Annotated in this window: 12 protein-coding genes; all 12 read left to right on the forward strand. The window is 35.8% G+C overall.

What is annotated here, in order from left to right:
* Positions 1-340 precede the first annotated feature (340 nt).
* The 12 genes from CKV67_RS06270 to xerC all read left to right on the forward strand — a co-directional run bounded on the left by CKV67_RS06270 (position 341) and on the right by xerC (position 13,611).
* Complete coding sequence (locus tag CKV67_RS06270; RefSeq protein ID WP_014092670.1) at positions 341-1,279, forward strand: hypothetical protein; 939 nt, start codon at positions 341-343, stop codon at positions 1,277-1,279.
* Positions 1,280-1,394: 115 nt separating this feature from the next.
* Complete coding sequence (tig, locus tag CKV67_RS06275) at positions 1,395-2,678, forward strand: trigger factor (RefSeq protein ID WP_014092671.1); 1,284 nt, start codon at positions 1,395-1,397, stop codon at positions 2,676-2,678.
* Positions 2,679-2,864: 186 nt separating this feature from the next.
* On the forward strand, positions 2,865-4,124 hold the full coding sequence (gene clpX / locus CKV67_RS06280) for an ATP-dependent protease ATP-binding subunit ClpX (RefSeq protein ID WP_003719537.1): 1,260 nt from the start codon (positions 2,865-2,867) through the stop codon (positions 4,122-4,124).
* 117 nt (positions 4,125-4,241) lie between these two features.
* Positions 4,242-4,808 (forward strand): type I signal peptidase SipX, encoded by a 567-nt coding sequence (gene sipX / locus CKV67_RS06285; protein WP_014092672.1) that lies wholly within the window; start codon positions 4,242-4,244, stop codon positions 4,806-4,808.
* Positions 4,809-4,842: 34 nt separating this feature from the next.
* Entirely contained in the window at positions 4,843-5,412 is a 570-nt protein-coding gene (gene sipY, locus CKV67_RS06290) for a type I signal peptidase SipY (protein ID WP_014092673.1), read from the forward strand.
* Positions 5,413-5,514: 102 nt separating this feature from the next.
* On the forward strand, positions 5,515-6,057 hold the full coding sequence (gene sipZ / locus CKV67_RS06300) for a type I signal peptidase SipZ (RefSeq protein ID WP_014092674.1): 543 nt from the start codon (positions 5,515-5,517) through the stop codon (positions 6,055-6,057).
* Positions 6,058-6,066: 9 nt separating this feature from the next.
* A complete protein-coding gene (ylqF, locus tag CKV67_RS06305) occupies positions 6,067-6,930 on the forward strand; it encodes a ribosome biogenesis GTPase YlqF (RefSeq protein ID WP_025279906.1) in 864 nt (287 codons plus the stop codon).
* Positions 6,927-7,712, forward strand: a complete 786-nt coding sequence (locus CKV67_RS06310; RefSeq protein ID WP_014092675.1) for a ribonuclease HII — start codon at positions 6,927-6,929, stop codon at positions 7,710-7,712. The genes ylqF and CKV67_RS06310 overlap by 4 nt, the downstream gene beginning before the upstream one ends.
* Before the next feature lie 133 nt (positions 7,713-7,845).
* Positions 7,846-8,706: a DNA-processing protein DprA gene (gene dprA / locus CKV67_RS06315; protein WP_014092676.1), complete on the forward strand. Its 861-nt coding sequence runs from the start codon at positions 7,846-7,848 to the stop codon at positions 8,704-8,706.
* A 269-nt stretch (positions 8,707-8,975) separates the two neighbouring features.
* Positions 8,976-11,054 carry a type I DNA topoisomerase gene (gene topA, locus CKV67_RS06320; protein WP_014092677.1) on the forward strand — a complete coding sequence of 693 codons (2,079 nt, stop codon included), beginning with the start codon at positions 8,976-8,978 and terminating at the stop codon, positions 11,052-11,054.
* Between the two features lie 64 nt (positions 11,055-11,118).
* On the forward strand, positions 11,119-12,423 hold the full coding sequence (gene trmFO / locus CKV67_RS06325; RefSeq protein ID WP_014092678.1) for an FADH(2)-oxidizing methylenetetrahydrofolate--tRNA-(uracil(54)-C(5))-methyltransferase TrmFO: 1,305 nt from the start codon (positions 11,119-11,121) through the stop codon (positions 12,421-12,423).
* A gap of 285 nt (positions 12,424-12,708) precedes the next feature.
* On the forward strand, positions 12,709-13,611 hold the full coding sequence (gene xerC / locus CKV67_RS06330; protein WP_014092679.1) for a tyrosine recombinase XerC: 903 nt from the start codon (positions 12,709-12,711) through the stop codon (positions 13,609-13,611).
* Positions 13,612-13,620: the final 9 nt, after the last annotated feature.

A 13,620-nucleotide genomic window follows, 5' to 3' on the forward strand; every position in this document is an offset into this window, starting at 1 on the left:
TATGAAAACAGTTCTTATTAAATTTAATAAATAGCTGTTTTTTCTTTTGTGTTTTATTAGCTTAATTTTTAAGTCCGTATTTCAATATTTTCTACTAATCATTTGTAAATTTATTAAATGTAGAAGATTAACTTGTTTTGAAAAAAACTTAAATTTTGTGCTTAAATAAATAGGTAAGATGTTCAAATTTTCACCCTTAAGACCCTTGACATAAGCTAGTTATCCAAGTAGAATGAACCAATCCAAAGCAACTATTTAACTGGAAAATGATTAAATTTTTCACAATAAGGGTAAAATCTATGAGTATAAAAAGCTTTTTAAAATAAAAGGAGATAAAACAATGAATGAAAGTGGCACTTTTTTCCCAGTTAGTGTAAAAAAATTTATGGAAAAAGGAATTACTTCGTTGTCGAAAGATGAGTTAATGAGCACCCTGCATTATTTGGAGAATGCCTACCATCAAGAACCGTGCAACGAAGAAATTGTACATAGATTAATTCAATTTTATAATCAAACGGATAAAACAAAAAAAGCGCAAGAAATGGGTCAAAACTTTTTAACAATGAATGGTTATAATAAAGAAATCCTTGGGGAATTATCCGTTACCTTTATGAAAGAAGATAATATGGATACTTACTTTACTTTAGTCCGTCATTATATGGAAGAAGAAAAAAATGAAGCGAGTGACCAAATTGCCGATAATGTTATCCAGTTTCCAAAACAATTTGTCCCACGAAAAGATATTCGTGAATTTGCATCTTGGCAAACATCAGAACAACTAGAATTTTTACAAGAAGCTCGATTTTTAGAACTGGATGATTTTTTACCGACATTTAAACAATTTCTAGCAGATGATCATTGTTCACCTTTTGTTCAGTCAATGATTTTTGAACTAATGCAAGAAAAAGAAATAAATGAAGCAGTCGAAGTGCGGAAAATGGAGAAAAAAGCTTTTTTTAATCCAAGTGAAATTCCAATGTTAGCTAATAATGAATTTTCACAGGCGCTTTTCACAGGTTTAGCGAAAGAACTTGAGAATAGTAATCCCAGTTTATTGGAACAAGTTCAAGGAATTATTCAACAACATTTATTTATGCTTTATCCATTTGAACTGGAGCCAAAAGATCCTGCGATTTGGATAAATGCCTACTATAAATGGGCGAATGGTATGTATGGGGATAATAGTGTTATTTCGGATGATGTGAATCCTGTTTTAGTGGATGAAGCAATTTCGATTATTGAAGAGTTGGAAATCAGGCAGCAAAATTATTTTATATAATGATATTTGTTGTTTTCAAGTCAGGGATATCTGTGTTATTATTAGTGAGTATGGCTGAAACTTGTCATGAGAGTAATTAAATTTGATCTAAATAGATGATGGAGGGAATTATACCATGTCAGTAAAATGGGAAAAACAAGAAGGTAACGTTGGAAAACTTACTTTTGAAATTGAACAAGAAAAAGTAAAAGAAGGTTTGGACCGCGCTTTCGTAAAAGTTCGTAAAACACTTAACGTACCAGGCTTCCGTAAAGGGAAAGTTCCGCGTCAAATTTTCAACCAACGTTTCGGCGAAGAAGCTCTTTACCAAGATGCACTTGATATCTTGCTTCCAGAAGTATATTCTGCAGCAATTGATGAAGCTGGAATTGATCCAGTAGATACTCCTCAAGTAAATATTGAGTCCATGGAAAAAGGTGAAACTTGGGTATTAACAGCAGACGTTACTGTGAAACCTGAAGTGAAGCTTGGAGACTACAAAGGTCTTGAAGTAGAAAAACGCGACGAAGAACTTACAACAGAAGAATTAGAAGCAGAACTTAAACAATTACAAGAGCGTCAAGCTGAGTTAGTTGTTAAAGAAGATGCACCAGCTGAAAATGGCGACACTGTTATCCTTGATTTTGAAGGGTTTAAAGATGGTGTAGCTTTTGAAGGCGGACAAGCTGAAAACCATTCATTAGAACTTGGAAGCGGCCAATTCATTCCTGGTTTTGAAGAAAAATTAGTTGGCTTAAAAGCTGGCGACGAAGCGGATATCGAGCTTACTTTCCCTGAAGAATATCATGCGGAAGATTTAGCTGGACAACCAGTAGTTTTCAAAGTAAAATTACACGAAATTAAAACAAAAGAAGTTCCTGCTCTTGACGATGAACTTGCAAAAGACATTGACGAAGAAGTAGAAACTTTAGATGAACTAAAAGAAAAAATCTCTAATCGTTTGCAAGAAGCTAAGAAAGACTCTGTAGCTCAAGCTAAACAAGAAGAAGTTATCGCAAAAGCTGTTGAAAATGCAGAAGTTGATATTCCACATGCAATGGTTCATCATGAAGCGGATCATTTAATGAATCACTTCGCACAAGATTTGCAAGCACAAGGATTAACTCCTGAACTTTACTACCAATTCACTGGTCAAACAGAAGAAGCAATGCATGCGCAAATGGAACAAGACGCAGAAAAACGCGTGAAAATGAACTTAGTGCTTGAAGCTATTGCGGAAGCTGAAAACATTGAACCAACGGAAGAAGCTATTGATGAAGAAATTTCTACATTAGCTGAAAAATACGGTATGGAAAAAGATGCTGTTCGTGCTGCACTTGGTGATATGAGCGAACTTAAATCAGATCTTAAAATCCGTAAAGCTATTGATGTTTTACTTGATAGCGCAGTGGAAAAATAAGATTATATTGGTTTGATAATTTCATAAAACAAAGGGGGGGACATGAGTTATACTCGTGTCCTTCTGAATGTAGAAATATGGATACAGATGATTGGCATTTCTAATAAACAAATGCTATTATTAACACACGTGGGAGATGCAATATTGCCTACATGTAACATACCTATGCGAAGGGGTGAAATAATTATGTTTAAATTTAACGACGAAAAAGGCCAACTTAAATGCTCCTTTTGCGGAAAGACTCAAGATCAAGTACGTAAATTAGTGGCTGGTCCAGGCGTTTATATTTGTGATGAATGTATCGAGCTTTGTAATGAAATTATTGAAGAAGAGCTAGGTATTTCTGAATTTGTTGATTTTGGTGAAGTGCCAAAACCACAAGAAATCCGTCATATATTAAGTGATTATGTTATTGGTCAAGAACGTGCCAAAAAAGCATTAGCTGTAGCCGTTTACAATCATTATAAACGTATTAATTCTAATGAAACCAAAGAAGATGAAGTGGAACTTTCAAAAAGTAATATTTGTTTAATTGGTCCAACTGGTAGCGGTAAGACGCTCCTTGCTCAAACATTAGCGCGAATTCTTAATGTTCCATTTGCGATTGCAGATGCAACGTCACTTACAGAAGCTGGCTATGTTGGAGAGGATGTCGAAAATATCCTGCTTAAATTAATCCAATCAGCTGATTATGATGTAGAAAAAGCTGAAAAAGGCATCATTTATATTGATGAAATTGACAAAGTTGCTCGTAAATCTGAAAATCCATCTATTACAAGAGACGTTTCCGGTGAAGGAGTGCAACAAGCCCTACTAAAAATTTTAGAAGGGACAGTCGCAAGTGTTCCCCCACAAGGTGGTAGAAAACATCCACATCAAGAATTAATCCAAATTGATACGGGAAATATTCTATTTATTGTTGGTGGTGCTTTTGATGGTATCGAGCAAATTGTTAAAAATCGAATGGGCGAAAAAGTCATTGGATTTGGTACAGATAATGCCAAACTCAAAGAAGATGAAACTTATTTATCTCGTGTTGTACCAGAAGATTTATTGAAATTCGGCTTAATTCCTGAATTTATAGGTCGTCTGCCTGTTATTGCAACACTTGAGCAATTAGATGAAGCTGCTCTTGTTTCGATTTTAACGGAACCAAAAAATGCACTAGTAAAACAATATAAACGTATGTTAGAACTTGATGATGTAGAATTAGAATTTGAGCCAGAAGCGTTAATCGAAATTGCAAAAGAAGCAATTGAACGCAAAACTGGCGCTCGTGGTCTTCGTTCTATTATTGAGCAGATTATGCTTGAAGTAATGTTTGAAATCCCGTCTCGTGACGATATTACCAAATGTATTATTACTGAAAAAGCAGCACGAGGAGAAGAAGAGCCACAACTTCAATTAGAAGACGGTTCGATTATCCCTATTAAAACATCAGCATGATTTGGATGCGCGTCATAATTGGCGCGCATTTTTTCCATTAAGCCAGCTTTTTTATTACAACTTCTGGCTTGTTTCATGCTATACTTTATTAATATTAGTTGGAGAGGATAAAAAGACATGAAAAGTGAAAACAAATTTTTTTCAGGGGCATTTGGATGGATTAAAATAATTGTCATTGCACTTGTGTTAGCTTTCGGTATTCGTTATTTTTTAATTTCTCCAGTGACAGTTAACGGGAAGTCAATGGATCCAACGCTTCATGACGGAGAGCACTTGTTCATTAACAAAGTATCTGATCCGAAACGTTTTGATATTATTGTATTTCCTGCCCCTGATGAGGAAAATGCTGAATATATCAAACGCGTAATTGGTCTTCCTGGAGATAAAGTAGAGTACAAAAAAGATCAATTGTACATTAATGGCAAAGCATATGATGAACCATATTTAGATTCAGAAAAAGCCGATCTACAAGCCGGTTACTTAACAACAAGTGACAAAGGTGATCCAGATTTTACGATGGCTGATATTCCAGGATCTGATGGTTCACTAACCGTACCAAAAGGAAAGCTGTTTGTACTTGGCGATAATCGACAAGTAAGTAAAGATAGCCGCTATATTGGTTTTATTTCACAAGATAGTGTGCTTGGGAAAGTCATCTCATTTGGGAAATCTTTACAACGCTAATAAAAAGCTGCGGTAAGCCTAGGAGGAAACATAGATGGTAGAAAATGAATCAAAAACTTCCAAGAAAAAAAGTGGGACACAGCAATTATTAAGCTGGGTACTAGTTATTGTAGCTGCACTAGCAATAGCTTTAGTAGTTCGTAACTTTGTTATTGCACCTGTAAAAGTAGAAGGTACATCTATGGTCCCGACTTATCAAGATGGCGACCGGATTTTCATTGAAAAAATAACTGATCCAGACCGTTTTGATATTATCGTGTTTGATGAGCCACCGATGATTGGGACAGGGGAACACTTTATCAAACGAGTAATTGGAGTTCCCGGAGATGAAATAGCCTTTAAAAATGGAGAGTTATACTTAAATGGGAAACGAAAAGTAGAAAGTTATTTACCAGAAGGCACATTAACTTTATGGAACCCGGATCCAACTCAAAAACCTTATATAGCAGATTATACATTAGAGGATATGACTGGTGAGAGTACAGTGCCGAAAGGGAAATTATTTGTACTTGGTGATAACCGTGGAGGAAGTTCAGATAGTCGAGTTTTTGGATTTATTGACGATTCAACTGTGAATGGCACTGTTTTACAATTTGGAAATTAACCAGAAATCCGTGGAAGCTATTTTTTCACGGATTTCTCTATTAAATGAACGTTTTTTCGTTTATAATAAAACTATTAGTAAAGAATAGGGCGGTGCAATTTCTTGAAAGAAAAGAATTTAAAACGGTTATGGTCTTGGATTTGGGCGGCTGTTTTAGCAGTATTAATTGCTGTTATTATCCGTTTTTATTTGTTTGTCCCTATTCTAGTTGATGGAATTTCAATGATGCCAACACTTCATAATGATGACCGCGTAATTATTAATCGATTTGGGCATGTAGATCGTTTTGATGTTATAGTTTTTCGCGAAAATGATGGGAAAGAATATATTAAACGAGTAATAGGACTTCCTGGTGATATAGTGGAATACAAAGCGGATCAGCTATACATTAATGGTGAAAAATATGATGAGCCTTATCTAGATACTTATAAAAAGAAACTCAAAGACGGCTATTTGACAGATGACTACAGTTCAAAAGATCAGTTAGATGGTGGAAAGATTCCAACAGATACTTATTTTGTCTTAGGAGATAATCGCCGAGCAAGTAAGGATAGCAGAATAATCGGCCCAATCCCGCTAAACAAAGTGCTAGGAACAACACCAATTTGTTACTGGCCAATTGAAAATGCCAAACTTATAGATTAGGAGTAAATAATGACAATTCAATGGTTCCCAGGTCATATGGCCAAAGCTCGTCGTGAAGTAACGGAAAAATTAAAGCTAGTAGATGTAATTTTTGAGTTAGTGGATGCACGAATTCCGCTTTCTTCTTCTAATCCAATGTTAGAAGAAATTGTTCATCAAAAAAGACGAGTGATTATTTTAAATAAAGCAGATACAGCTGATGAGAAAACGACGAAAGAATGGATTGACTATTTTGCGGAAAAAGGCTTGCCGGCAGTTGCTGTTAATGCACAAGAAGGGAAAGGCCTATTCAAAATTGAACAAGCAGCTGAAAAATTAATGGCTGAAAAATTTGATCGCCTAAGAAGTAAAGGGATGAAACCAAGAGCTATTCGTGCAATGATTTTAGGGATTCCAAATGTTGGGAAATCTACTTTAATTAATCGATTGGCGAAAAAAAATATCGCACGTACTGGTAATAAACCTGGTGTCACTAAAGCTCAGCAATGGATTAAAGTTGGAAAAACGCTGGAGCTTTTAGATACACCAGGAATACTTTGGCCAAAATTTGAAGACCAAGAAATTGGTTATAAATTAGCTTTAACGGGGGCTATAAAAGATGATTTACTTCAAATGGAAGAAATTGCTGGTTATGGACTTCGATTTTTAGAAAAGCATTACCCAGATCGACTTGAGAACTGGTTAAAAGTGGAGAAAGTTTCAGAAGATCCGATTGAAACGCTTGCTTTCATTGCAGAAAAAAGAGGCCTTTTAGATCGGTATAATGATCCGGATTATTCACGTGCGGCAGAAACAGTCGTTCGAGAGATTCGTCAGCAAAAATTAGGGAGAATGTCATTTGATTTCCCTAACTGGGAAGAAGATGCCGAATGAGTGAATCTATTTCTGATATCAAAAAAAAGCTGGAGCAACTCACGTCTATTAAAGATCCTTATTTTCAATTATGTCTACAAGATGAACGAAAAGGAGTTCAAAAGTTACTTAGATCTGTTCAGAAAAAATGGGAAAAAGAAGCCCAATTAAGTAAAAAGCTACTTGAAATGAAACAATACGAAACGGATTTGAATAAGCAAGGATTTAAGTATATTGCTGGTGTAGACGAAGTAGGTAGAGGTCCGCTTGCTGGTCCAGTAGTTGCCGCTGCCGTCATTTTGCCAGAGAATTTTTCAGTTATTGGAATTAATGACTCTAAACAGTTGAGTGAAGCAAAACGGGATACTCTTTTTGACCTAATAACAGAGCAAGCAATCGCGGTCGGTGTAGGTATTATCGAACATGATGTTATTGATCAAGTAAATATCTATGAAGCAACAAAATTAGCGATGCGAAAAGCTTTGGATGAGTTGAATCCGAAACCAGATTTCGTTTTAATTGATGCGATGCCACTAAAATACACAGAATCCGAACTATCCTTAATCAAAGGCGATACGAAGAGTATTTCGATTGCTGCAGCTTCGATAATTGCCAAGGTAACGAGGGATAAGCTCATGAAAGAATACGAAGAGACTTATCCAGGCTATGATTTTGGGAATAATATGGGATACGGCACGAAAAAACATTTGTATGGTTTAGATACAATTGGAATTTGTCCAATTCACCGTTTGAGTTTTTCCCCGGTAAAAGAAGCAAAGTTACATTTTGATAGTATAAATTAGCTTAATTTCTATAATAAAAAGCTTGTTTTCTTCATTGAAAATAGGCTTTTTTTAGTTGGAGAATACATTTTAGTGATTGTACAAATAGACCAGATATTTGTACACTAAGGTTAACTACTAGGAGGTGCGCTTATTGAATTTTAAAGAACGAATCGCATGGTTGAAAATTGCCACTTGCCAGTCAATCTCTGCTAAAAAAAGAGCTGAAATTTGGCAGAATCTTTCTGACTATAATCATTGGGAAATGCAAGTGGAAGAATTTGTTGCTCACTTTTTTAATGAGGATAAAGCTAGCCAAGTAATTGGTGAGTTGGAATGTGCCGAAGTATTTTCTGATGATGAAATAACAGTTATATATATACTTGATGATAATTATCCAGCTTTATTGAAAGAAATTTATGAAGCACCACCACTTTTATTTTGCAAAGGAAATATTAACTTGTTTCAAGAGCAAGCAATTGCTGTGGTTGGGACAAGACGGATGAGCGACTATGGTCGAAAAGCCTGTAAGACAATTGTAGGAGAGCTTGCCCAACAAAATTTGACGATTGTTAGTGGGCTAGCAAATGGAATAGATACAGAGGCACATCTGGCTTCTTTGAAGATTAATAAGAATACCATCGCGGTACTAGGTTCGGGAGTAAAGAATATTTACCCTAAAAAGAACATGCTGCTTGCGAAAGAAATATCTCAAAAAGGTTTGCTTATAAGTGAATATTTGCCTAGCGAAGAAGCAAGACGTTGGTATTTTCCTGAACGTAATCGGATTATTAGCGGGCTAGCACTGGGTACGGTAATAATTGAAGCTGCCGAAAGAAGTGGCTCACTCATTACAGCTGATTTCGCTCTTGAGCAAAATCGACAAGTTTTTGCTGTTCCAGGCAACATTTTTATCGACACTTGGAGAGGGACGAATAATTTAATTCAAGAAGGAGCAAAATTAGTTACAAATGCAAATAATATAATAGAAGAATTTTTTCAAATCAGACAATAAAAGTAGTGAAATTACCTTTTCTAAGTGATTTAACTTGCAATTCCTGATTTTTTAAGATAAGTTTGCTAAAGAAAGCTGAAAAAAATATAAAATAATGACTTTTTAATTAAAGCCATTGACAAACTCAGTAGGAAGGGCTAATATTTACTACTGAATTATGTGAAAAGTCAGCAATGCAAACTTATTGAACGCGAGGCTAGGACTGTAATCTTTTTAGCACAACTAGTAAAGCCCGTGTATTGACCCAAATCAGGGAGGAATATATTAATATGGCAGATTATTTAGTGATTGTAGAGTCACCTGCAAAAGCAAAAACAATTGAAAAGTATTTAGGAAAGAAATTTAAAGTGAAAGCATCCATGGGACATGTAAGAGACTTACCGAAAAGTCAGATGGGTGTTGATACAGAACATGACTATGAACCAAGGTATATTACTATTCGTGGTAAAGGCCCTGTTTTAAAAGAATTAAAGCAAGCCGCTAAGAAAGCTAAAAAAGTCTATCTCGCGGCCGATCCAGATCGCGAAGGAGAAGCAATTGCATGGCATTTGGCCAACAGTCTAGACTTAGATCAATCAGACAAATTGCGAGTGGTATTTAACGAAATTACGAAAGAGGCAGTTAAAGAATCATTTAAAACTCCTCGGAAGATAGATATGGACTTAGTAAATGCACAGCAAGCTAGGAGAATATTGGACCGTTTAGTTGGTTACAATATCAGTCCGATTTTATGGAAAAAAGTAAAAAAAGGCTTGAGTGCAGGTCGTGTTCAATCAATTGCACTTCGAATTATTATTGATAGAGAAAAAGAAATCAATAATTTCAAACCAGAAGAGTATTGGACAATTGATGGTAACTTCCTTAAAGGTAAGAAAAAATTCCAAGCTAATTTTTATGGCGTAAATGGTAAGAAGAAGAAGCTTTCAACTGCTGATGATGTAAAAGAAGTTATGTCCGCAATTAAAGGGAAATCATTCGATGTTACGGATGTAACGAAAAAAGAACGACTTAGAAATCCAGCTGCACCATTTACTACATCTAGTCTACAACAAGAAGCAGCACGGAAATTAAATTATCGTACACGTAAAACGATGATGCTTGCTCAACAATTATATGAAGGTATTACGCTTGGAAAACAAGGTACTGTTGGGTTGATAACCTATATGCGTACTGACTCCACCCGTATTGCGGATTCAGCTATTTTAGAAGCAGGTAATTATATTAAAGAAACCTACGGACCTGAATTTTCCCGGAACCATAAGCGTTCTGATAAAAATGCAAAAGGTGCTCAAGATGCCCATGAAGCAATTCGCCCAACAAGTTCAATGAGAAGTCCGCAAGCAGTGAAAGAATATCTGACGCGTGATCAACTTCGCTTGTACCGTTTGATTTGGGAACGATTTATCGCTAGCCAAATGACACCAGCTGTTCTAGATACAATGCGTGTCGACTTAGACAACAATGGTGTGAATTTTAGAGCTAATGGATCAAAAATCAAGTTTCATGGTTTTATGAAAGTTTATGTAGAAAGCAATGATGATAATACAGAAGAAAAAGAAAATATTTTACCTGATTTGAAAAAAGGCGATAAGGTACAGTCGGAATCTCTTGAACAGCGTCAGCATTTTACTCAGCCACCTCCCCGTTATACAGAGGCAAGGTTAGTTAGAACGCTGGAAGAAATAGGAATTGGCCGACCTTCTACCTATTCACCTACATTAGATACAATTCAGCGGAGAAACTATGTATCCTTGACTAATAAACGTTTTATTCCTACTGAACTAGGTGAAATCGTCAATGAAATGATTGAAGAATACTTCCCAGAAATTTTAGATGTGAAATTCACAGCTAATATGGAAAGTGAGTTAGATGAAGTAGAACATGGGCAAGTAGAATGGGTCAAAGTAATTGATGAGTTTTATAAACAATTCGAGCCAAATGTGATTAAAGCAGATGCCGAAATGGAAAAAATTGAAATTAAAGATGAACCTGCTGGTATCGATTGTGATCTATGCGGAGCGCCAATGGTATATAAAATGGGGAAATATGGAAAGTTCCTTGCTTGTAGCAGATTCCCTGATTGTCGAAATACCAAAGCAATTGTAAAAGAAATTGGTGTTACTTGTCCTAAATGTGAGAAAGGGCATGTTATCGAAAGAAAGAGCAAGAAAAAACGAATTTTTTATGGTTGCGACCGCTATCCAGATTGTGATTACGTTTCATGGGATAAACCAGTAGAACGAGCTTGTCCAAAATGTAATGAACGAGCACTTGTAGAAAAGAAACTGAAAAAGGGTGTACAAGTACAATGTACCAACTGCGATTATAAAGAATCAACACAACAATAAATAGTTGAAATGGCAGCACTGGGGGTTCCTTTGTGTTGCCATTGTTGCGCGAGGAGGCGGACAAATGGAAAAAAGAGTAAATGTAATTGGAGCAGGGCTAGCTGGAAGTGAAGCGGCGTGGCAATTAGCGAAAAGAGGAGTAAAAGTTGATTTATATGAAATGCGACCGGTAAAACAAACACCGGCACATCATACAGATAAATTTGCAGAACTTGTTTGCACCAATTCGCTACGAGCTAACGGCTTAACGAATGCGGTAGGCGTTATAAAAGAAGAAATGCGGATACTTGAATCAATTATCATTGAAGCGGCTGATAAGGCTTCTGTACCAGCGGGAGGAGCACTTGCGGTTGATCGCCATGAATTTTCCGGCTATATTACAGATAAAGTGAAAAATCACCCACTTGTTACGGTACATACGGAGGAAGTAACGACTATTCCAGAAGGCCCAACTATTATTGCAACTGGTCCATTAACAAGTCCAGCACTTGCGGAAGAAATAAAACGTTTAACAGGTGAAGAGTATCTTTATTTTTATGATGCAGCAGCTCCAATTATTGAGAAAGATAGTATTGATATGGATAAAGTATATTTAAAATCCAGATATGATAAGGGGGAAGCAGCCTACTTAAATTGTCCGATGTCAGAAGAAGAATTCAAGGCTTTTTATGAGGCACTAGTCACTGCTGAAACGGCAGAACTGAAAGAATTTGAAAAAGAAGTTTTTTTCGAAGGTTGTATGCCAATAGAAGTTATGGCAAAACGTGGTATTAAAACCATGTTATTTGGACCGCTAAAACCAGTCGGATTGGAAGATCCAAAAACAGGTAAGAGACCGTATGCAGTATTACAATTACGTCAAGATGATGCAGCTGGTACACTTTATAATATGGTAGGCTTCCAAACGCATCTAAAATGGGGGGAGCAAAAACGTGTATTTGGTATGATTCCAGGTTTAGAAAATGCAGAAATCGTACGTTATGGTGTAATGCACCGGAATACATTTATTAATTCGCCAACCGTTCTTAAACCAACTTATCAACTTAAATCAAGAAATGACTTATTCTTCGCTGGACAAATGACTGGTGTTGAAGGCTATGTAGAGTCAGCGGCTAGTGGACTTGCAGCTGGAATTAATGCAGCTCGTTTTGTGGAAGATAAAGAATTAATCTTATTCCCAAAAGAAACGGCAATCGGAAGTTTAGCACATTATATAACTAGTGCGAGCAAAAAATCATTTCAACCAATGAACGTAAATTTTGGGTTATTTCCAGAGTTAGCTTCCAAAATCCGTATGAAACAAGAACGTAACGAAAAATTGGCAGAAAGAGCCCTAAGTGCAATAAAAGGGGTTGCAGAACAATTATAAAAACACTATAATGATTTAGGACTATTAATTGCTGTTCTTTTCATCATGATTTTCACTTTTCAGCTTTTCAAAAGAGTTAATGGAGATGAAAAGACAGTTTTTCTTTCAATTAAATAGTCTAGCCAATCATTTGAAAATAAATGTGGTTTTTTTCACAAAATAAAAGTTAATTATTTAAATTGATTGTAAAACCGAATTAATTCGAAAAGTTGCGAAAAATGGATAAAATCATTGCAACTAGTATGTTGATATGTTAACATGATAGTGTTTGAGAGGTGTATTAGCATGAATCAAGAGGGAAAGTGGGAGCAGTTGTTTCTTGACTATCTTCATTCAGAACGAAATTATTCAGAAAACACAAGTACTGCTTATGAAAATGATTTGTTTGATTTTCGTCGTTTTTTAAATGAACAAGCTATTACCCAATACGAACAAGTTACTTTTCTAGATGTTCGGATTTATTTAACTGAATTGAAGCAAAAATCTTTTTCTCGAACGACAGTAGCTAGGAAAATTTCAAGTTTACGGAGTTTTTACACTTTTCTTTTAAGGGAAAATGTTATTACTGAAAATCCGTTTACCTATGTGTCGCATGCGAAAAACCAGCTAAGGCTTCCCAAGTTTTTCTATTCAGAGGAAATGGAAGCTTTGTTTCAAGTGGTTTATGAAGATAATGAAACGCTTACAATCCGAGATAGAGTGCTTTTAGAGATTTTGTATGGTACTGGAATTCGGGTGAGCGAGTGTGCAGGCATTTTGTTAACAGATATTGACAAGAGATATCAAGCAATTCTTATCCGTGGAAAAGGGAATAAAGAGCGGTATGTGCCTTTTGGTGTTTACGCGGAAGATGCAATTACGGATTATTTGGATAGTCGATTAGCATTAATGAAACGTTTTAACAAGACACACGATTCACTATTAATCAATCACTATGGGGATCCACTTACAACGAGAGGGATTCGATATTGTTTAACAAAAATAATAAGTAAAGCATCACTAACACGAAAAATTCATCCTCATATGTTGCGCCATACATTTGCGACAGATTTGCTTAATAACGGTGCAGATATGCGGACTGTCCAGGAATTACTTGGACATGCAAGTTTATCATCTACACAAATTTATACACACGTTACGAAAGAGCATTTAAAATCTACCTATATGAAACATCATCCGAGGGCTTAAATTTGGAGG

It is taken from the genome of Listeria ivanovii subsp. ivanovii (assembly GCF_900187025.1).
GTDB classification, from domain to species: domain Bacteria; phylum Bacillota; class Bacilli; order Lactobacillales; family Listeriaceae; genus Listeria; species Listeria ivanovii.